This is a genomic window from Nocardia carnea (genome assembly GCF_029869215.1).
GTDB classification, from domain to species: Bacteria; Actinomycetota; Actinomycetes; order Mycobacteriales; family Mycobacteriaceae; genus Nocardia; species Nocardia carnea_B.
In genome coordinates, this window is record NZ_JARWPM010000170.1 from 1 (window position 1) to 22,166 (window position 22,166).

At 68.8% G+C, this 22,166-nt stretch carries 10 protein-coding genes, 1 tRNA gene and 1 pseudogene; 4 read left to right on the plus strand and 8 right to left on the minus strand.

The features are described from left to right. Positions 1-207: 207 nt before the first annotated feature. From QH276_RS11515 to QH276_RS11525, 3 genes and pseudogenes are all read right to left on the minus strand, one after another. Positions 208-579: pseudogene (locus QH276_RS11515) on the minus strand (SDR family NAD(P)-dependent oxidoreductase); the annotation flags it as partial. Positions 580-666: 87 nt separating this feature from the next. Then, entirely contained in the window at positions 667-1,563 is an 897-nt protein-coding gene (locus QH276_RS11520; RefSeq protein ID WP_280398011.1) for a helix-turn-helix transcriptional regulator, read from the minus strand. 152 nt (positions 1,564-1,715) lie between these two features. Further along, positions 1,716-2,729, minus strand: coding sequence for an SDR family NAD(P)-dependent oxidoreductase (locus QH276_RS11525; RefSeq protein WP_280398012.1), 1,014 nt, complete (start codon positions 2,727-2,729; stop codon positions 1,716-1,718). A 102-nt stretch (positions 2,730-2,831) separates the two neighbouring features. Between QH276_RS11525 and QH276_RS11530 the strand changes: the two genes are divergently transcribed. Next, entirely contained in the window at positions 2,832-3,683 is an 852-nt protein-coding gene (locus tag QH276_RS11530; protein ID WP_280398013.1) for a helix-turn-helix transcriptional regulator, read from the plus strand. An 86-nt stretch (positions 3,684-3,769) separates the two neighbouring features. Here QH276_RS11530 and acpS read toward each other — a convergent pair whose 3' ends face one another. Together acpS and QH276_RS11540 are read right to left on the minus strand one after the other, a co-directional pair. Continuing rightward, a complete protein-coding gene (gene acpS, locus QH276_RS11535) occupies positions 3,770-4,207 on the minus strand; it encodes a holo-ACP synthase AcpS (protein WP_280398014.1) in 438 nt (145 codons plus the stop codon). 11 nt (positions 4,208-4,218) lie between these two features. Continuing rightward, a complete protein-coding gene (locus QH276_RS11540; protein ID WP_280398015.1) occupies positions 4,219-13,557 on the minus strand; it encodes a type I polyketide synthase in 9,339 nt (3,112 codons plus the stop codon). Between the two features lie 394 nt (positions 13,558-13,951). Between QH276_RS11540 and QH276_RS11545 the strand changes: the two genes are divergently transcribed. The 3 genes from QH276_RS11545 (at position 13,952) to QH276_RS11555 (ending at position 15,706) form a co-directional block, all read left to right on the plus strand. Next, a tRNA-Leu gene (locus QH276_RS11545) sits at positions 13,952-14,027 on the plus strand. 170 nt (positions 14,028-14,197) lie between these two features. Beyond that, positions 14,198-14,650, plus strand: a complete 453-nt coding sequence (locus QH276_RS11550; protein WP_280406725.1) for a hypothetical protein — start codon at positions 14,198-14,200, stop codon at positions 14,648-14,650. A 192-nt stretch (positions 14,651-14,842) separates the two neighbouring features. Next, positions 14,843-15,706, plus strand: a complete 864-nt coding sequence (locus tag QH276_RS11555) for a tyrosine-type recombinase/integrase (RefSeq protein ID WP_256666928.1) — start codon at positions 14,843-14,845, stop codon at positions 15,704-15,706. Positions 15,707-15,987: 281 nt separating this feature from the next. On the opposite strand, the gene QH276_RS11560 is transcribed toward QH276_RS11555, so the two are convergent. From QH276_RS11560 to QH276_RS11570, 3 genes are all read right to left on the minus strand, one after another. Continuing rightward, positions 15,988-17,034, minus strand: a complete 1,047-nt coding sequence (locus QH276_RS11560) for a tyrosine-type recombinase/integrase (protein ID WP_163848005.1) — start codon at positions 17,032-17,034, stop codon at positions 15,988-15,990. 406 nt (positions 17,035-17,440) lie between these two features. Then, positions 17,441-20,320, minus strand: a complete 2,880-nt coding sequence (locus QH276_RS11565; protein ID WP_280198160.1) for a PrgI family protein — start codon at positions 20,318-20,320, stop codon at positions 17,441-17,443. Then, a complete protein-coding gene (locus QH276_RS11570) occupies positions 20,317-22,137 on the minus strand; it encodes a hypothetical protein (protein ID WP_280198159.1) in 1,821 nt (606 codons plus the stop codon). Before QH276_RS11570 ends, QH276_RS11565 begins: the two co-directional genes overlap by 4 nt. Positions 22,138-22,166 lie beyond the last annotated feature (29 nt).

A 22,166-nucleotide genomic window follows, 5' to 3' on the forward strand; every position in this document is an offset into this window, starting at 1 on the left:
GTGCTGCCCCGGTTACCGGCAACACCCAGCCGCCACAAAAAAAAAAAAAACTCCAATTTAGGCCATCAGCCCATACCCGGCAGGGGTCTAAAAACCCCCCGGAAAATAACACAAAAAGGACACACCGAATAACACCCCCCCCTCCCTCAAACCTTTTTTTTTTGCCGGGGGGCCCCGCCCCCGCCCCCCCCCCCCCCCCCCCCCCACGGCCCGCAGAACGTTCCAGACACCGAACACCTGCACATCGAACATCGCCCGGGCCTCGGCGTCGGATACCTCCTCGACCGCGGCGAGGTGTCCGTAGCCCGCATTGTTCACGACGACATCCAGGCCACCGAAGCGATCGCGGGTCTCGCGGACCGCCGCGGCGACCTGGGTCTCGTCGGCCAGGTCCACTTCGAGTGCGAGCAGCCGGGTCGTGTCGGTCCCGTCCAGCGCACCGAGCAGGCGCTCCGCCGAGCGCGTCGTGGCGGCGACATTCGCCCCCTTCGCAAGCAGCTGCGTGACGAGCTCGAGCCCGAGGCCACGCGATGCTCCGGTGACGAACCAGGTGGCGGGACGATCGGTGGGGTAAGACATCCGAGTTCTCCTCCGTCGGTGGGCCGGCGGTGTGCCGGCCTGTTCAGATTGCCGTTCCGCGGGCCGCCGTGGCGGGGCATAAATGGCTCAGCTGTGCCTAGGATCGGCCGTCCTACCCTGGTGGGCGCCGCTCGGCGCCGGCGGCGTGGCGGTCCAGCTGGCGAGCAGCGCAAGCGCTTCCGCCGACGAGGTGGCTCGCTCGGCCGTGTATACGAAGAGCGACTGGTCCGCGTCGCCCGGCATCGTGAAGGTCTCGTAGTGCACGGTGAGATCGCCCACGAGAAGGTGCCGCAGCCGCTTCTCCCCGAAAGTCCGCTGGTGTACGCCGTGATCGTCCCACCACGCGCGGAACTCCGGACTGCGCTCGCGGAGCTCGGCGACCAGGGCGTTCGTTGCGTCGTCACCGGAATCGCGCCCCGTCTCGAGCCGCAGGGCCTCGACGCAGTCCCGGGCGTGCTGCTCCCAGTCGACGAACAGGGCCCGCGCCGCGTCGTCGAGGAACATCCATCGCGCGTAGTTGCGCTCGCGGGGCCGCATCGCCTCGAAGTCAGCGAACAGCGCCCGGGCGAGGCGATTGCTCGCGAGCACGTCGGTGCGCCGCCCGAGGATCATCGCGGGATGCGACGAGAACGTCTCGAGCAGCAGATGCAGTCCGGGCCGGACGCGCTGCACGGTGGCCGGACGGCGGCGGCCGGGCCGGCGGCCGGTGCCGATGAGATGCCGCAGGTGGGCCCGCTCGGCGTCGTCGAGCCCGAGGGCACGCGCGATGCCGTCGACCACGTTGTCCGATGGCGTGATATTGCGGCCTTGCTCGAGCCGGGTGTAGTAGTCGGTGGACACACCGGCAAGCAGTGCCACCTCTTCGCGGCGCAGGCCCGGCACCCGGCGCACCCGGCCGTCGGGCGGCACCCCGGCGCGTTCGGGATCGGCCTTGGCCCGGGCGCGGCGCAGGAAGTCCGAGAGTTCACGATTCCCCGCAGTCATCTGTTCATCATCCCAAGAACCGGGCCCGGCGTGCCGTGGTCTGTTCGTCCTACCCGGCGCGAAGGCCCGCGTCCGCACCGGCCGGCCCATGCGCACCGATCACCCGCGGAGCAGCAGCGGATCGCCGGCCCGATCCGTCGTGCGTCCTCGGCTCAGGCACGAAGCAGCTCTGCGCTCAGCTCCCACAGCCGTCGTGCGGCGTCGGGATCGATCGCGTGTGGTGCGACCTCGGCGGGCGGGGGGCCGTCGAACTGTGTGGTGGCCGGCGTGGGATCGACTACCGAGATCTCGTTGTCTTTCAGATAGACCCCGCCGATATCGGCGAGCAGGGGGCTGGTCGCCGCGAAAACCATCGTGCTCGCGCCCTGTGCGAGGGTCTTGAGCCCCCGCTCGGGGTCGATGATCGGTTCACCGCGGTCGTCGATCAGGCCCTGCGCACGCAACTCGGCCACGGGAAGGCCGTCCGGAACCGGGTCGCCCTCAGGTCGATACGCGCCCAGTGCTGTGCCCAGGATGATCCCCGGATGCACGGCGTAGCCGCGGATGCCGTCGGCGGCCCAGCGTCGATCCAGTTCGACGGCGAAGAGCACATTGGCGGACTTTGATTGGCCGTAGGCGATATGGGGCTCGTAGTCGCGCGTGGTGAAGTTCGGATCGTCGAAGCAGATACCGCTGAGCCGCTGCGCCCCGGAGGTCATGTTGACGACGCGAGCGCCTCCTGCCCGGCGCAGCGCGGGAAGCAGCCCGTTGGTCAGCTGGAAGTGCCCGAGGTGGTTCGTCGCGAACTGCGACTCGTAGCCGCGCGCGTCGCGTACCAGGGGTCCCGCCATGATGCCGGCGTTGTTGATCAGAATGTGCAGCGGACGGCCGGAGTCGAGGTACGCCGTGACGAAGGCGTCGATCGAGGCCGGATCGAGCAGGTCGAGCCGCGCGGTCTCGACCCGCTCGATACCTGCGAGTGATTCCGCCGCGCGACCGGGGTTGCGCGAGGCCACGGTGATCGACGCGCCGGCCTTGCCGAGAGCGCGCACCGCCTCCCGGCCGAGCCCGGTGTGGCCGCCCGTCACGATCACGTTCCGGCCGGTGAGGTCGATCCCCGCGATCACCTCCTCGACCGTGGAGGCCGCGGTGAATCCCGTTCCGATGGGGTGCTGGTTGCCTGTCATATGGTCCACTGTGATTCGTCGCACCCACCGGATGAAGGCCCGGTTCATCCGGGGACGACCTGTCCCTGGTTTAACGGCAGCGCAACCACGGATACTGGACGAATGGTCGATCGTCAGGGTCTGGCAGCCTTCCTCCGCCGGCGCCGCACGCTGCTGCGGCCGGCAGACGTCGGGCTGGCCGAGGGGGTGCGCCGCCGGACTCCCGGACTGCGGCGCGAGGAGGTGGCCCAGCTGGCCGGCATATCCACCGACTACTACTCGCGCATCGAGCAGAATCGCGGACCCAACCCGTCCGAGCCGATTATCGCCTCACTCGCACAGGCGCTGCGCCTGGACCCCGACGAGCGAGACTACCTCTACCGGCTGGCCGGCCTGGCACCACCGCCGCGGCGGCCGGGCCGGTTCCTCAGCCCCGGCCTGCTGCGAATCGCCGACCGGCTCACCGATATACCCGTCGTTATCGCCACCGACCTGGAAGTGGTGCTCTGGCAGAACGCACTCGCGACGGCGGTGACCGGACCGGCCGCGGCGGCCGATGGTGTGCGAGCGAGCATCACCTGGCAGTGGTTCACCGGAACCGGTGTCCGAAACCTGTTTCCGGAGCAGGATTGGCCGCTGCACTCCGCAGCGCATGTGGCCGGGCTACGGGCGACGTCCTCCCGCCGCGGTGGCGACAGTGACGTGCGCGAACTCGTCCGGCTACTTCGCGAGACGAGCGACGAGTTCCGCCGCCTGTGGGATGTACACGAGGCCGGCGTGCGCCGGCTCGATCGCAAGACGTTCCTCGTACCGCAGGTCGGGCCGTTGCAATTGACCTGCGAGGACGTCCTCACATCGGAGGCCGATATCAGGATGCGCGCGTTCTTCCCGACCGAGGGCACCGATGCGCGCGAGAAGCTCGAACTGCTGGCGGTGATCGGAACCCAGCGGTTCGATGTCACCGCGCTGCCCTGAAAGGCGCCGGGCTCACCGGGCCGGTCCGAGAGGCCCGAACGCTCGGTACTCCGGGCCTTCCGTGGTGTTCCCGCGGACGACGGCGCTCAGCTCTCCGGAGGCCGTCCTTCGATCAGGTCGGCCAGTTCACCCGGGTCCTCCAGCACCACCATGGCGGCCGCGGTGTCGCCGTCGTGGGTGAGCGACAGGTGCACCCGGACCCGCGGCAGGAACTCCGCGGCCAGGCCGTGCAGTTTGATGCTCGGCCTGCCCCAGGCGTCGTTGACCACCTCGATCAGCGGATACGGGTTGTCCCCGATCTGCGGGCGGCGGGCGAAGCGGGAGGAGGCCCAGGCTTTGAGCACGGCCTCCTTCGCCGCCCACCGCGCCGCGTAACTGCGGGCCGGATCGGTGGACTTGCTCTGGCAGTAGCGCCGCTCACCGGCGGTGAAACTCTCCCGGAGCATGGTCGTTCCGGCCCGTTCCAGTTGTTCGGTGAACTCGGAGATGGTTACCAAGTCCAAGCCGATTCCGAGGATCGTCACAGTGGCGCAGCCTACGGTGTACCGGCCGCGGCGGCATCGGTATTGCCGCCGACGAACCGGCCGGTCTCACAACCGGCCCCGTCGACCTGGTAGATCCCGTCGCCGAGCCGAGCGGTCTCGGACAGCAGCACCTCGGCTTCCAGCCCGCGAACCTGCGCGGCCGGAGTCCCGTCACCACCGAGCCGGCGATCGGCCGGCCGCTCGTAGAGCGCGGTTCCACCGCACATCGCCTCGACGATGCGCTGCCGGCCGGCCAGCTGCCGTTCCTGTGCCCGGCGCTGGTACTCGTCCCGGCGACCCGGTTCGATCGCCTGGACGAACGCCTGCGGATGCACCACCGCGAGCAGGCCGGAGACATGCCCGAAGCCGAGCGAGGTCACCAGACCGGCCTTGAGCGGGAACCGGTCGCCGAACCGCAGTGCCTCGCGCAACCACACCAGATGCGGGTATTCGCGCATCTTGTCGTCCACACAGTCGAGGCTGCGGTTGGGCGGCACCACACCGTTTTCCAGTACCTGGCACAGGCCGATCAGCTGGAAGGCGGCCGCACCGCCCTTGGCGTGGCCGGTGAGGCTCTTCTGCGAGACCACGAACAGCGGGGCGCCGTCGGAGCGGCCGATCGCCGCGGCCAGCCGCTCGTGCAGTTCGGATTCGTTCGGATCGTTGGCCGCGGTGGAGGTGTCGTGCTTGGAGACCACCGCGATATCGTCCGGGCCCACACCGAGTTTGCGCAGTTCCGCGGCGAAGCGGGATTCCCGCCCGCCCCGGCCGGCACCGAGCGCGCCGAGTCCGGGCGCCGGGATGGAGGTGTGCACGCCGTCGGCGAACGACTGCGCGTAGGCCACCACACCGAGCACCGGCAGACCCATTTCGAGCGCCACATCACCGCGGGCCAGTAGCACGGTGCCACCGCCCTGCGATTCCACGAACCCGCCGCGGCGGCGGTCGTTGGCCCGGGAGAAGTAGCGGTCGCTGATGCCCTTGGCGCTCATGGCCGCCGAATCCGCGGTCGCGGACATATCGCCGAAGCCGACGATGCCCTCGATCCCCAGATCGTCGAAACCACCGGCCACGACCACCTCGGCCTTACCGAGCTTGATCTTGTCGACGCCCTCCTCGACCGATACCGCGGCCGTGGCGCAGGCGGCCACCGGATGCACCATGGCGCCGTAGCTGCCCACATAGGACTGCACCACATGCGCCAGGGCCACGTTCGGCAGCGCTTCCTGCAGGATGTCGTTGGGCCGCGGTTCGCCGAGCAGGTTGTCGACGTAGAGCGACCGCATCGAGGACATCCCGCCCATACCGGTGCCCTGGGTGTTGGCCACCAGGCTGGGATGCACCCAGGCCATCAGCTCGGACGGGCTGAACCCGGATCCGACGAACGCGTCGACGGTGCAGGCGATATTCCACAGCGCGACCCGGTCGATCGAGGACGCCATATCGGCGGAGACACCCCAGACGGTGGGATCCCAGCCGGTCGGGATCTGGCCGCCCACGGTGCGCGAGAGCTTCGCGCGCCGCGGCACCCGGATCTCGGTGCCCGCCTTACGGGTCACCGTCCAGTCGCCGGACTCGGCGACCGGGGTGATCACCGTGTGCTCCGGAGCGGCCGCGTGGAAAGCCCGCGCCTCCGCTTCGCTGCCGACGGTGAAGGACAGATCCTGATCGAGGAACACCGAGGTCATCAGCGGGCTGCTGTTGTCGACCATGGCGGCGTCGTCCTCGTAGCGCCGGATACCGCAGCGCTCGACCACGGCGTCGTGATACCGCTCGGCCAGTTCGGCCTCGGGCACGTAGTCCCCGGATTCGGTGTCGTACCAGCCCGGTTTCGGATCGTTCTCCCAGGTCACCATGCCGGTGGTCCAGGCCAGTTCCAGGACGCCGGCCGCCGACAGTTCGTCGGAAACCTCCATCTCGAAGCGGGTACGCGCCGAACCGTAGGGTCCGAGCTCACCGGCGCCGACGATCACGACCATATCGCTGAGGTCGGCGGTCACCGGACCCCATTCGGGGACCGGCAGCGCCGAGGTCAGGGTCGGCGGGGCGGGCAGCGCAGCGATCCGCGGGGCGTCCGATTCCTCGGTTGCCTCCGCGGCCTCGGCCTCCGCGGCTTCCTGCGCCTGCCGGGCCAGTTCGGGCAGATCGAGTTTCGCACCGGCCAGCCCGCCGGTGAGGTCCACCTGCTGCGGGGCCGATTCGGTCACCGAACGCGCCTCGGCGGTAGCCCATTTCAGCAGTTCGTCGGCGATCTCACCGGTCGACCAGGTCTGCACGCCGGCCTTCTCCACCGCCTCGACCATGGGATCGTTATGCCCCATCAGCCCGGTCCCGCGGACCCAGCCGATGAGCGCGTGCACCAAGGTGACCCGCGCCGCCCAGGACTTCTCGGCACTCCACTTGGCGACCACGGCGTCCAGTGCGGCCTTGGCCTCACCGTAGGCACCGTCACCACCGAACAGGCCGCGGTTGGGCGAACCCGGCAGTACCACATGCAGTTTCGCGTCGACATCGTGATCGGCGCCCAGCTTGGACAGCCCACCGATCAACCGCTCGACCGACCACAGCAGGACCCGCATCTCCATTTCGGCGCGGGCACCGGCATCGGCGAGGTCACCGGCGACCCGCGGCGCCGCGAACGGCAGCAGCAGGGTCGGGGTGAACGCGTCCTTGGTCTTGATCTTCGCGCCACCGGCATTGTCGACCTGTTCGGTACCGATCCACTCGATCAGCGCGTCGATATCGGTGTAGGAAGCCATATTCGCCGGGACCACCCACAGCGCGGCGCCCTGGCGGGCGTTGGCGCGGTAGAGGTCGCGGTAGAACCCGAGCCGGTTGTCGTCGAGGCGGGAGGTCGTGACGATCACGGTCGCGCCACCGCCGAGCAGGCGCCCGGCCACCGCGGCCGCGATGGAGCCCTTGCTGGCACCGGTGACCACGGCGATCTCGTCGGTCCACGCGCCGGCCGCGGCGTCGTCGCGGGCGGCCGCGGCGATCCGCTCGTAGTGCCCGGCCAGCACCGAACGGGCCTCGTGCACGGCCCGCTGCCGCCACCAATCTGCTTGCGCGGCAACGGCTTCACCGGCGCCCAGGAATCCGTCCACCGGCTGCTGCGCGGCCTGGGCGTCCTCGCCCAGCCACAAACGGGCCAGGTCTTCGCGGGCGGTGGCCCACCGGTCGTCGATGAGTACTGCCTTGCGGGCGTCGAACGCCGGCGCGACCAGCCGCGGCCAATCCGAACCCAGCTCCGCCGACACCAGATCGACAAGGCCGTCGTCGGTCGACTCCACCGCGGAGACCTGCTCGTTCAGTCCGAGCTGCTCCAGGACCAGGCGGGCGGCCGAGGCCAGCACACCGTCCTTACCGGTGATCTGCTCGGTGAACTCGCCGAGCGCGGCGGCGTCCACGGTGCCGCCACCGGACCCACCGGCCGCGGGCAGCGAGACCGAGATCCCGCGCCGGGCGGCCACCGACTGCACGGCGGCGTCGATGGCGGCGTCCACGGACGCCCCGTCGGTGAGCGCCCCGGAAACCAGTCCGCCCAGATCCCCGCCGCGCACGCTGGCGCCCTCGCGGGTGCCCAGCGACACTTCGGCGGTGATGTGGCTGGCCCAGCCGTCACCGAGTTCCCAGACCTTCTTCACCCGTTCGGCGATCGCAGCCGGGCGTTTACCGGACGGCCCGAACACCTTGCGGAGATGATCGTTGATGGCATCGCTGAGCACCGAGCCGAACGGCTTGTAGGTGCGGGCGAGCCGTTCCACGGTGGCCGACAGCGCACCCATATCGGCGTCGGCGGCACCGTCGATCGCGCCGAGCGACAGCTCGGAGCCCAGGTCGACGAGCAGCTGGTTCCGCCGCGAGGACACACCGTCGCACAGGCCCTCGATGGTGTCGACCGGGCCGATCTGGTCGATGCGGAGTTTGGTCCACAGCGCGATCAGCACCCTGGTGGCGTCCGCGGCGGTGAAGGCGATATCGTCCGGCCGCGGTCCGCCGGTGGCCGCCGGGGCGGCGGGTGCGGCAGGTGCGGCGGCCGGGGCAGCCGCGGTGGCGGGGGCCTCGGTGGCCTCGTCGACCGGTTCGTCGACGGGCGCCGGATCGGTATCGGTCGAGTACACGACCGCCGCCTCACGCTCGATATTGAGCACTTCCACGGTGGCGGTGGCGAAATCGGGCAGTTTCAGGGTCTGGCTCGCCAGGTTGGCGACGGTCGGCGTGGCCCCGAGACCGACCTCGACGAACCGCTCCACACCCAGTTCACCGAACAGCAGATCCTGGGTTTCGATCCAGCGCACCGGGCTGGCGAACTGCCAGGCCAGCAGTTCGATCAACACCACCCGGCACAGTTCGCTCGGCCGCTGCGACCAGGAGTCGAAATCGGCGAGTACGGCGGCCAGCGGCTCCGAGGGCACCAGATCGGCGATTTCGGCGATGAACTCGCGCTCCAGCGAGAACAACCGCGGCACCAGGTTCGGGATATACCGCCCGACCAGGACCTCCGGGCGCAGTTCGGCCGGCAGCAGTTGTTCGAGTTTGCCGCGGAATTCCGGCACACCCTTGCGCAGCACGGTCGAATGGAACGGCACGTCGATACCGGGCACCAGGATGAAGGCGCGTTTTCCGCCGAATTCCTCGCGGCGCCGCTCGATTTCGGCCTCCAGGGCCTCGAGACCGGCGACGGTACCCGCGATCGCGTACTGCGCACCGCGCAGGTTCAGGTTCACCACCTCGAGGAATTCCCCGACCGCCGCACCGACACCGGCGACGAAATCGACCACCTCGTCGTCGGGCAGCCCGATCTGCGAGGGCCGGATGGCGGCCATCCGATAGTCGCTACGCCCCTGGGCATCGCGCGGCACCAGCTCGTGCATGGCCGAACCGCGCTGGAACACGACCTCGAGCACGGCCTCCAGCGGCAGCACCCCGGCCACGGCCGCGAGCGCGTTGTACTCACCGACCGAATGCCCGGCCAGCAGCGAACCCTCCACGAACGCTCCGGCTTCGCGCAGCTCCGCGACCTGCGCGACACCGAGGGTCGCCATGGCGACCTGGGTGAACTGGGTCAGGTGCAGGACGCCGTCCGGGTGCCGGTGCTCGACACCGCGCGCCTTCAGATAGGTCGGGTTGTCGCGGACCACGGCCAGGATGGAGAAGCCCAGCGCTTCCCGGGTGTGTTTGTCCGCGCGATCCCAGATGGCCTTGGCGGCCTTGGACCGGGTCCGGGCGTCGAGGCCCATACCCTTGCGCTGGATGCCCTGGCCCGGGAAGGCATAGACGGTCTTGGGGGCGGCGGTACGACCGGTCGCGGTCATCACCAGGTCACCGGCGGCCCGGCAGGACACCTCGAGGATTTCCTCGCCGGCGTCCACCGCGACCCGCTCGACCCGCACATCGATCTCCGCACCCGGGCGCACCATCCCGAGGAACCGGGTGGTCCACGCGGTCAGCGTGCGGGCCGGGACCGAAGCCTGCGGATCCACCGCCGAGACGGCGTGCTGCGCGGCGGCCGACAGCCACATCCCGTGCACGATCGGGCTGCCCAGACCGGCCAGCTTCGCGGCGGCGTCACTGGTGTGGATCGGGTTGTGATCGCCGGAGACCGCGGCGAACGCGGCCATACTGCGCGGCGCGACCATGGTGACGTCGCGGCGCCGGCGGCGCGGGGTCTCGGTGGCCTCGGCACTCACGGTGCCCGCGGCCCGCGGCGGATCGGTCAGCTCGCCCGCGCCGGAGCGGCCGCGGATCGCGAACCGTTCGACCAGCCGGGCCAGCGGCACCACATCCAGGCCCTGATCGCGCATCTCACCGACGGTGACGTTCACCTCGACGACGCGGCCGAGGTCGGTATCGACCACCGTGCCGGATTCGGCGCGCACCACGAGAATGCTGGTGACATCGGGCAGTTCGCGCAGCAGTTCGATCTGGTGATCGAGATGCACCAGGTCCAGCATGCCTTCGATCACGCTGGCGGCGGAATCGGTGCGCGCGGAGCCCAGCACCGCGAACACCGCCGGCCAGCACGCGCCCACCAGCACGTCCGGCACGGTGCGGCCCAGCGTGCTCAGGTTCGCCGGCAGCCCGGCCCCGGTGACCCCGGCGTGGTCGGCGACCAGATCCGGCGTCCAGGCCAGATTGACGTGCGCGACATTACCTTTCACCTCGGGCAGCGCCTGCCCCGCCGCGACGGCCAGCAGCGCCGACATGGCGGCATCGGCATCGGCTTCGGTCACCACCGGCGCGCCGCCGTTGTACACCGACACCGGCACGGTGATCCGGATCCGCACACTGTGCCCGGCGGTCAGCGGAACGGCGAGTTCCACATACGAATGCTCGGCCTCCGGGCCTTCGGTCTCCACGAGGGTGGCGCCGGTCGGCGGGTGCACCGCACCCTTCTCGTCCACGGTCCATTCGTGCAGGTCGCCCAGCCGGTGCACCGGGTTGACCGTCGCGCGGCCCGACCAGTTCACATCGGGAGCGGCCAGCACCACGTCGATCGGGCCGCTGGTCACCGCGGCGACCCGGCGGGCATCGACGGCAGCCGGGACGACCCCGTCGCGCACCAGCGCGTAGGCGGTGTCCTGCTCGAATCGGTCCAGCAGTTCACCGACGGGCTCGTCGACCCGGGTGATACCGGCCACCGACACCGTGCCCGGAATCACGCACACCTGATCGGCCGAGTACCGCGGATCGTGTGCCTGCCACAGCGAATCCGACCGCCACCAGCGCCGCACATCCTGGTCGACCACCGGGACGAAGTTCACCGGTTTGCCCGGCGTCTTGCACAGGCTGATGAAGAACGGCACGTCCGCCGGATGCAGCAGCGTCTGCCCGGCCGCCGGGTATTGCTCCGCCAGCCGCGCGATCGCCGCGGCCGGATCCTCCAGGTCCGCGTCGCGGAACAGGGATTCGATCTCGCCGCGATCGGCCGGTGCGAGGCGCGCCTCGGCCCGGCGCAGCATTTCCGCGAACCGGTCGCGCCAGCTGATATCCAGCCAGACCGAGCGGGTCGAGGCGGCGATCACGTCACCGAGGTCGGTGCCGCAATCGAAATCCGCCCGGCATTCCTGGCCCACCGCCAATTCCACATACCGCCGCAGCCAGACCTCATAGGTCATGGCCGGCACATCACCGAAATACGGTTTGGCGGTCGCGTTCAGGGCCGCGATGATCTCGTCGCGCCGCTGGGCGACCGCGTCCGCGTCCCCGGCGACCTCGTCGAGCAGCCGCCCGGTCCGCGAGGCGGCGTTGTCGATCTCGTGGATATCGGCGCCGAGCTGGCTGCGGCCCGAAGCCATTCCGCCGCTGGCGGTTCCGGCACCCACCCAGTCGGGCGTTCCGGGGGTGTCGACCAGCAGCTGCTTCACCTCGGGCGCGGTGGTCGCCTCGAGGGTCGCCATCGCCGCGGTACCCACCAGCACGCCGTCCAGCGGCATCGCCGGGTAGCCGTGCGCGGCCGACCAGGCGCCGGTCAGATATTCGGTGGCCCGCTCCGGGGTCCCGATCCCACCGCCGACGCAGACCACGACGTTTCCGTGGGTGCGCAGTTCGGCGTAGGTCGCGAGCAGGAGATCGTCCAGGTCCTCCCAGGAGTGGTGCCCACCGGCCTTACCACCCTCGATATGCATGATCACCGGGTAGTCGGGCACCTCGCCGGCGATCCGCAGCACCGCGCGGATCTGCGCGACGGTACCCGGTTTGAACGCGACGTGGCTGATCCCCACCTCGGTCAGTTCTTCGATCAGCGCGACGGCTTCCTCGAGCTCCGGAATACCGGCGGTGACGATCACACCGTCGAACGGAGCGCCCGCCGCGCGTGCCTTCTGAACCAGCCGCTTCCCCCCCAGCTGCAGTTTCCACAGGTACGGGTCCAGGAACAGCGAATTGAACTGCACCTGCCGCCCCGGGTGCAGCAGTTCTTTGAGCTCTTCGACCCGATCGGCGAAGATCTGCTCGGTCACCTGGCCGCCACCGGCCAGTTCCGCCCAGTGCCCGGCGTTGGCCGCGGCGGCGACGATCTTGGCGTCCACCGTGGTCGGTGTCATACCGGCCAGCAGGATGGGCGAGCGTCCGGTGAGGCGGGTGAACGAGGTCTCGACCACGATCCGCCCGTTCGGCAGCCGCACCGGCTTCGGCGCGAACGCCGACCAGGGCTGCGCCACCTCCGGCGCCGCGCCCGGGGTGAGCAGGCTGCGCTGCCCGGCGCGGGTCGCCACCGCGACGATGCCGACGCCACTGCCCTTCAGGGAGCTACCGCTCACCCGCGACAGCAGATCGCCGGGTCCGAGGTCCAGGATCCATTCCGCACCCGCGCCCACCATCTCGTCCACGGTCGCCACCCAGTCGACCGGTTCGACCAGGATGTCGCGCGCCAGCTGCCCGGCCAGTTCGGTATCGAGCCCGCACTGCGCCGCCCAGCCGGAGACCAGCTCGACGGTGTCGCCCAGCGCCGGGTGATGGAACGCCACATCGACGTCCAGATCCTCGAACACCGGCGCGAACACCGCGCCACCACGCTGCTTGGCGGCCCGCTCGCGGTCCTGTTCGGCATGCAGCTGCTCGCAGCGCTGCCGCACCCGCAACAGCGCGTCCGGGGTTCCGGAGAGCACGACGCGACGGCGCCCGTTGCGGATGGAGAGCACGGCCGCGGCCATCGGGTCGGCACCCGCGAAAACGTCGTCGAGCACGGCGCGCAGCTCATCGGGGTCGATATTCGATACCGCGACCATCGAGGAGCGCTCACCCACGGGCATCAGCCCGCGCCGCCGCGCGACCAGTCCCGCCGCCGCACCGACGAGCTGGCCGATCGCCAGCATCTCCGCGTCGCGCTGCCCGCAGGTCTTCACCGCGGTCGCGGCCAGCAGGCCCTGGGAATGCCCGACCACCGCGACCGGCGCGAACTCCGCCGGATCCAGCCCCTGCAGCCGCAGCGCGCGCAGCGCGGCGAGCTGGGTCAGCAGCACACCCGGCATCGATACCGCGGCCGAGCGCAGCACCCGCTCCGACGGGGCGTCGGAAACCGCGGCCTCGTCCTCGTCGTCGGCGAGGTCGTCCTCCAGCATCCACGCCACCGGGTCGAAACCCACCGGCCGGACCGTGAGCAGCTGGTCGGCGACAGGCTCCAGCAGCCCCGCCGCCTCGTTGACCAGCGCGGTCAGTTCGGGCTCCAGCGCGGCGTCGCGGGCGATCTCGGACAGTTCCCCCAGCCAGCTCGCGCCCTGCCCGCCGAAGGCCAGAGCATAGGGAGCGCCGGCCCGCAGCCGGTCCAGCAGCGGCGTGCGATTCGTCTCGGAGACAGTCCGGCTCCCCCGGAATCCGGGACCGGACGCAGTGCTCTCGTTAATCGTCAAGACGCTTCGACTTTCTCTCGTGGCAACAGGTCTGCGGAGACTTCCCCGGCTCCCGGCCCGCGCGCGGGTATTCCCCGCTCGACGGCCTGATATCAGCGAGGATCGCACAAAATCATGAGGGAACCCTCACGTTTCTACTCGGGCGCGCCCCTTACCCGCCGGTATTCATGCACTGTCGTACCAGAATGGCGAGAAACATGACCCTCCCTCATGTTTGAACCTGCAGGTGAGGCCGCCTCCTTACCGTGGCGAAACATGAGCACCCCTCATATTGGCGGTTACCTAATCGTTATAATCGCAGGTGGGGTTACCGGTCAGTACAAAACCCCGGCCCACGTCTTCGCGATCTCGCCCCGGCCCGGTAGAGTTTGGACGGTCGTACCATCACGCGCGAGTGGCGAAATTGGCAGACGCGCCAGATTTAGGTTCTGGTGTCCACGGACGTGGGGGGTAAAGTCCCCCCACGCCCACAGAATAACCTCAGATTTTTAGCATTTGCGTGCCCTTTTTTTTGTACTTTTTGGGCTGGCGGTTCTCCCCCCCCCCCCACCCCCACGGAGGTGACCTGGGAAATGCGCACCCACCTGCAAGAACTCTTGGCAGATCTGCCAGGATCGACCGTCCCCCACCCTGCCGGGCCGTGCACGGGGCACGATCGGGGGCGACGGTGATCCCCCCGCTGATTCCCCCGCAGGCGCCACTGGAACAGCTGATTCGCGGCCCACTGCCGAAGGCGCCGGGACCAGCCCCGATCCCCCACGACGACGTCCTGTACGGCATATCAACGGTCGGCGAGGCCGGCAGAGTCTTGGACCGATACGTGATAACCGCACTCGACTGGCTGCCGGGAACCCGCCTGGAGATACAGCCAGTGGATGACCTCCTGGTCGTCGACAAGGCGACCGACGGTCCGGTCCAAGTCACCGCTGACCGCTACTTCCGCATCCCGTTCCGGCAACGACGCAGAGTCGGCCTCCTCATCGGCCAGCGTGTCCTGCTGGCCGGACGCCGCAGTCGCGATCAACTCCTGATCCATCCCCCATCCACGACCGCCAGGGTCCTGGCCGCCCAACTTGCCCTGCTGGACCGGTGACCCATGGTTGTTCCGAATAGAGCTGCCGCAACGAGCGACACGATTGCCGCCGCGCGCCTGCTGCTTACTCAGATGGGCCTGTCGCCTGCAGACCTAGTGACTCCCGCGGCAGCTGTGCCGACGTTCGCTGAGATTGTCCCGGCCGTTCGCGCGACCCTCGAAGCTGGCACGCGACGTACCTATGGCACCCACTTGAACCGACTCGAACAGGAGTGGGGCCACCTCAGATTGGACGGGGTCACCAAACCCGATCTGGAGGCGATGGCACACACGATCCGCACCACCGCCCGCACTAATCGGGCATCTCGCGGAGGCACCAGCGCCGTCGAACACTTCATCTCCACCGTCCGCTGTGTATACCGGTACGCCGAAGACAGAGGATGGATCCGTCGCAGCGACAATCCCGCCCGGCAACTCGCATTTCCCGCACGCCGGAAATCCCACCGCTATGCGATCCCGGCCGACCAGCTCACCGAGATCTGCCAAGTCACGGCCACCACCGGTAACGATCCCGACCTGGACTCTCTGATTCTGCGTCTTCACCTCGAAACGGCGTGTCGTCGAAGCGGAGCCCTCTCGCTACGCCCCCACGACCTCGACACCTCACAGTGTCTGGTCTACCTCCGCGAGAAGGAAGGAACCGATCGCTGGCAGCCGGTCTCTCCGACTTTGATGAGCCATCTGGTCGCCCATGGCAGCGAACGCCGCAGTCCTCAATCCGGGCAACTTCTGCGGTACCGCAGCGGCAAGCCCATCACCCATCGACGCTACGACCATCTCTGGCACCGAATCGGTCTCGAGATCCCTTGGGTTGCAACCCAAGGCGTCACAACACACTGGCTGCGGCATACCACTCTCACTTGGGTCGAGCGTACATTCAGCTACGCCGTCGCCCGGGAATACGCCGGGCACTCGAGCAAAATCGGTGGTACCACCGCCACCTACGTCAAGGCCGATCTCCATGAGGTAGCAGCAGCGCTGTCTGTCCTGACTGCCGAGCCACACCCCCTGGCAACTGACATCGCCAGCCAACCGGCGGGAACGGTCATGCTCTGACACTCCAGCAACAACCCTGAGGTGCCTAGTACGCGTACGCAGATATGCAGGGAGTTCCAGCTACCTCCGATCCGCACCGTCAGGCGGACCGCCAGCCCCGGAACTTCCTGCATCATTCGCACACTCGCGCCCATTGTCGGATCAGTCGCATGCCGCGGGAGTTGATAACGGCCCAGGCCACGGCGCAGCCGCACCAGCCGATTACATCCTCCAGTCCCTGGTGCCGACGTCGCAGGGGTGACAGCACGTTGCGGTCCCGAGCTCGGCTCAGCCCCCGCTACTCACGCAGCCAGAGGGCGACCCGTTCCCGAATCACTTTCGTTTACCAGCGGGTGCGGTTCACCGGTCATTGCGGTGAGCGCCTCAGCTACCTCGTATAGCGATGCACGGACATAGGTCAGTGTCACGCCAGCGTTGCCTGCACCACCGTCGTTATGACCGGCGAAAGCTCGTGCGACCGCGTATCCGCGATGGCGTTCGACCCAGGTGAGAGTGGTGTGACGAAGCCAATGAGCGGTGATTTGCTGGGTTGCTGCCGAAGGTAAGTGCTTTGCGACTCTCGTCCAGATGTAGTCGTAGCGGCGCCCTGTAATGGGCTTTCGATTTCGGTACCGCAGAAGTTGCTCGTCAGACGCGAACCCGCGCTCACAATGGCGAATCAGCGCTTGCATCAATGATGGAGTGACGGGTTGCCAGCGAACCGTGTCTCCTTTTTCTCGGAGCCTGATGAGGCATTGCGTAGTGTCGAGGTCGCACGGCCGCAGCGCAAGCGCACCGCCTCGACGGCATGCGGTTTCGATGTGCAATCGAAGAATCAGGGTGTCAAGGTCGGGATCGTTACCCGTGGTAGTGATGACTCGGGTGATGTCGGCCAGAAGACTATCGGAAAGCGCATGGCGACTACTCGGCAGTCGGCGGGGCTTGGCGATCCGGTTGGCAGGGTTATCAGTTGCGGTGAAGTAGCCATCGGCCTCCGCTTGCCGGAAGAGCGCACGGAGCGCGCCGACCATATGCTCTGCGGCCGAGCGACCTCCTCGGGAGTTCCGCCGGACGATTGCATCACGTTTGCAATGTTCGATCATTTCTCTGATCTCGAGAGGCGAAGGCTCAGTAATCGGCCGATCTCCCCAAGCTTTTGCGATGCGACGCCAATAGGGCGCATAGGTGCGTAATGTCCCCGGAGGACAGGCCGATTGAAGACGTTGGATGTAGTCCGCGAATGTTGAAGTAGGACGATCCCGAGCTCCGGTGTCGCCGAGGAGGTCTTCTGCGCGAAGCCCGAGTCTATCGAGCAGTAGCCGTGCCGCTTCGATCTCGCCAGCCGTCATCGCTGCTGCCAGACAGATGGAGTGAAAGACCTTAAGGCTGCAGCCGCCTGCAATGGCGGGTAGATCAGAAGGGCTCGGGACTCGCGGATCGCGATCAGGAGGATGCGGTCGTGGCGGTTGATCCGCGCACAGGTTCGGATTTCCGCAGGAAGCCGTAGGTAGCCGTGCGCTGTAATAGTATGCCCACCGCCCCTTTTTTCGGTTATTCTGACGACCCCCTCGGCAATGACCAGAGCGATGTCTTGCCCGCAACACCAGCCGAGATGTCGGAGCGCTGACCGATCTGCGACCTTGCCAGAATAGTCAAGTGTCGATACTGCAACGTGAGGGGCGTCAGCACCCGGATCGCGCTCATCGTTGAATTGAGGCAGAGGAAGCGCGGCGGCCGTCTCTCGCGACGCATACGTCATGATTCACCTCCAATGCGTGGGCGTGAAGGCAGCGCACTGGAATCGAGAGCGATGTCACCGTCGTTTTCGATGGTTGCGAGTTCGCTGGGATCTGTGGTGATCAGGGCATTTTCGGTGGGTGAGGCCAGTGATGCGAACACCGCGCGGTCGGTGCCGCCGACGGCGAGCAGTCCGCTGCCGCGTGCGGCGGAGAGCAGGAATTGTTGTTCGCCGTCGGAGAGCCGGAACGCTGCGGCGACTTCGTCGATTGCTTGGGGGGCTTGGCGGAGCAGGATTTGGGTGGCGGCGTTGGAGACGATCGCGCGGCCGAGTTCGGTGGACAGGACATCGGCGCTGTCCTGGGTGGCTACCGTCAATCCCGCCCAGTGTTTGCGGAAGCTCTTCGCCGCCTTGAACAGGAACTGGGCTCCGGCGGGCTGGCGCATGAGCAGCCATGCTTCGTCTACGGTGATCATGCGGGGTCGCCGGTCGGCCGGGTTGGAGACTTGTCGCCAGGTCGCGTCCAGGACCAGCAGGGTGCCTATGGTTTTGAGTTCTTCGGGTAGCTCCCGCAGTGAGAACACCACCAGCCCGCCTTCGGGGTCGGTGGTGGTGGGCCCGTCGAGCAGCCCGGCATAGGCGCCGGTGCCGACGTAGGGCGCGAGTCCGTCGGCGATCTCGCCGGCCGCGGGTGTCGCAAGCTGAGCCAGGTGCTTGCGAAGGTCGCTCAGGGTCGGGGCGGGGTGGGTCCAGGTGGTGGGGTCGTCGGTGATTCCGGCGTCGGTGTAGGTGGCGGTTAGGGCATTGTCGAGGGCGGCTCGCTGGGCGGGGTTCTGGTTGCCGAGCAGGACCGTGATGAGGGTGTGCAGGAACAGTTTGCGGCGGGTGAGAGCGTCGGCGGGGGCGGTGTGGCTGCCGTCGGGGCGGGTGTGGATTTCCAGGTCGAAGGGGTTGAGTCGCTGCCCTTCGGCGCCGAGTGGCAGGTGGGTGCCGCCGACTGCGTGGGCGAGGCGGCGGTATTCGTCTTCGGGGTCGATGACGATTTGTTCGATTCCCCGGTAGAGCGAGCGCAGGATCTCGGTCTTGACGAGGTAGGACTTGCCTGCGCCGCTGTGGCCGAGGACGACTAGGTTGTGGTTGTGGGCCTCGGGGGCGAAGCGGTCCACGAACAGCAACCCTGCGGCGGCGTCGCGGCCGTAGAACACGCCCTGGGGGCGTTCGGCTTGTGCTGGGTCGGTGGCGGGGAGTTGCGGGGAGTCGAAGGGGAACGCTGCGGCGAGGGCGGTGGTGTCGAAGGTGCGCAGCACTCCGATCAGGTCCAGGCCCAGGGGCAAGGTGGTGGCCCAGGCTTGGGCGGCGCGGTAGGCGAGGGTGCAGGTGTCCACGAGAAGGCTGGCGGCCAGCGCGCGGACCGCGGCGAGTTCGTCGGCGAGCTCGGCTTCGGTGTCGGCGTGGACGGTGAGGTAGATCCCTACCCGGAACAACCGTGCTTCGGCGCGTGCCACGCGTGCCGACAGCTCGGTGGCGTCTTCGACCGCGACGTCGACCTGCGGATCCGACAGGCGGCCCCGGCCCGCGTCATGCATGCGGGAGGACTCCAGGCGCGCGAGCTGGCGACGCAACCGGCCGGCGGCGGTGACCGGGTCGACGGGGTCGATGTGCACGGCGACCTCGACGCGCCCGGGATGGGTCAGCAGCGGCGCGAGCCAGCCGGCCGCGACTTCCCTGGGATATCCGTTGACCGCGACGGTGGCGGCCCAGTCACCGCCGATCTCCAGGTGCCGGGTGCCGATCGTCAACGACTCGGGCGCGAACTCGGCGCCGACCGGCCGTGCGGACGGGTCCGCCGCCCCGGCCTCGGCCGCATGCGATCCGGCGGCGGTGACGAGGGCGGTCGCGGGCGAGACGTCGGCGGCGGCGGAGACGAGGCCCTCGGGATTGCAGCAGCTGCTCAGGACCGCGCTGGCCTGGAGGTCATCGAGGGCGGTGACGGTCACGCCCAGCGGGGACAGGACATCGGCGGCCTCGTTGAGCCGACGCAATAGCCGCGACTCCGCGCCACGACGCGCGGCGGCCGACACAATGCGGCGGGCGCGGCCTCGCCCGAGCAGCCTCGGGGCAGGCGCAGTGGCGGGGTGGTCGAGGGGTTCGCGCCAGACGAGCAGTACTTGGCGGCGGGCCAGGTACTCCCCTGCGGCGAGGTCGTTCAGGTGCGCGGCGTGGTCGGCTGCGGCGGCGGCCAGCTCCGGCGACATGTCGTGGGTGGCGGCGTGCAGGTTCGTGAGGTGGGCGGTGAGGTCCAGGCGGGCCGAGCGGATGAGTATCTGGACGGGTTGGCGCAGGGTGTGCAGCCAGCCCGCGAGCTGCCCGACGAGGCTGTCCTGCTCGGCCGGGGTCCGCAACGACAGGTTCAAGGTGCCAGCGACCGCAATGACCGCGAGCCCGTCGGTCCCGAGATCGATCACCCCGACACCGCTACTGCTGGGGGTGACCGACTCCGGCAGCCGCTGCTCCTGGACCGACAGCGCTACCGGGCGCGGCGGCCGGGGCCGGGTTCGCGTGGCACGGTCGGTGATCCATCCAGGTGCCGGCAGCGCGGCGTCCTCGCTGCCGGTCACGAGATGGCGGGATCGGAGGCGGTGCCGGATCGCGGCGACCATCAACAGGTCGGCCGACAGCCCATCGCGGCGGGTCGAGATGACGACGGTGACCACGACCGCGATCGGAGTAGCGGCGACCAGGAACACCGCTGGTGCGAGGACGGCTCGCGTGGCGATCCACGCCATATACAGAAACAGCGCAGTGGTGGCGAGAACAGCGATCTGGCGGATCGTGAACGGGCCGAGTATCCGGTCACCGCGTTCCACGTCAGCGGGTATGCGAACGATCGTGCTCATCGTTGTCCTCCTCGGGGAGCGCGCGGGGCGCGCCGGCGCACGGGCAGGTCGGGCATCGGCAAATGCAACTGGCGCCCGGCCGGACGCGCTGGTACAGGTGGTTGCGGCGGGTTCTGTGGTGGCGGTGCAGGTTTGACGCGAGTCACCGGGAACGGCAGTGGATACTGGCCGCTGCGGGTGGGCCGGATGCGGGCGTAGGGGTCGGCTGGTGGCGGTTCGGCGAAATCGAAGGCGAGCTGTTCGGGTCGACGCCGAGGAGCCGCGCGCGCCGCTGGAGGCTGCGGCGGTGCTGGTGGTGAGGACCGTACTCGGCGTACCGGGATCGGCAGCGGGTACTGGCCGCCACGCCCGGGACGGATTCCCCGATACGGGTCGGGCTCGGTGAAGTCGAACGCGAGTTGCCGCCCACGCGGCGAGCGTGCCGTGCGGGGCGGGGCTGTCGTGGTGGAGGCGGCGGGGGCCGGGCTCGGTTGCCGTCGAACTCGACGCACGCCTTCGAGGGGAAGCATCAGTTGGCCGTCGCGGGTGGCGCGCACCCGCGCATTCGGGTCCGGTGGCGCCGACGGAGCAGCGGGCCGCCCCTGCTGGGACAACCGGGGCTGGGACAACCGGGCTGGAGTGGCCGCGGCGGCGCGTGCGCCGCCGGACGAGCCGCCTTTGAGCAGCCCGTAGGTTTTGTAGGCGATGAAGCCGCGGGCGAGCGAGCCGATCATGCTGCGTCCGCCGCTGGGGCCGATGCGCATGCTCGACAGGAGCCAGAACGGGACCTTGATCAGCACGGCGATCAAAGCGAGTCCGATGATCAAGCTGACCAGCCCGTCGGCGTTGGGGCCGAAGAACTCCCAGCCACCGGGGGTGAGGAATACCCGCAGCGAGGTGATCAGTACCAGGGACTGCACCACCTGGATGGCCAGGCACGCGGCGAACGAGCGCCACCACCACCGCGCTACCGCATCCAATCCGGGTAGGACGTGGCACATCAATGCCAGCGGGGCGGCGACGACGAGGATGATGGTGATCGCCACGCGCACCACGTAGGTGATGAGCAGGAGCACCAGCAGGACCACGAGCGCGAGTTCGAGGAGCAGCATGAAGATCCCGGGCCCCGCGGCCGGGCTCACGATTCCCCGGGCTGCGGTTATGGTGGCGAGTTCGCGCAGGGCGGCGCCGGCGGAATCGGGGTCGAGGCCGTCGCCGGCGAGGCTGGTGGCCAGCGCGTTGGCGAATCTGATCGCCTGCGAGGCGATGAGCAGACTCGTTGCCCCGGCGAGGAACCCGACCACGATCCGCGGAGCGAGATCCTGTATCGAGTACCGGGTTTGCAGGGTTTCGCGGACCATCAGCAAGATCCCGGCCGCCATCACCAGCGGCCCGTAGATCGCGAGCATCGCCTGCCACGACGAGTCCCATAATTCACCGGCCCGCGGCAGATCCCCCGGTTCCGGAGTTGTCAGCAAGGTGTGGGAGAGCAGATCCAGCAGCGGGTTGAGCGCCGATTCGACCAGCCGCTGGAAGAACCCGTCGATCGCTTCCGCGACACACGCGGAGATGTTGGTGACCCCGCACTCGGCAGCATCCGACTCAGAGGGCGGCGACCCGGTCTCGCCGGGGAGGGGTGAGGCCGGGCTTGTCGGGACGGTGGTCGTGGAGGGGGGTGGCTCCACCCACCTCGTCCGCGGTGGGGTGGTGGTCGGTGCGGGCGTGCTGGGCGTGGGAGTCACGGGGACGGTCGGGGTCGCGGGCTGCGCGGCGGCACCGACTGTGCCGGTGAGAGTGATCAGTACCGCCAGGAACGCTGCGGCGGCGGTAGCCGCCACGGTGCGCAGGGTTCGTGACGGCCTCGGCG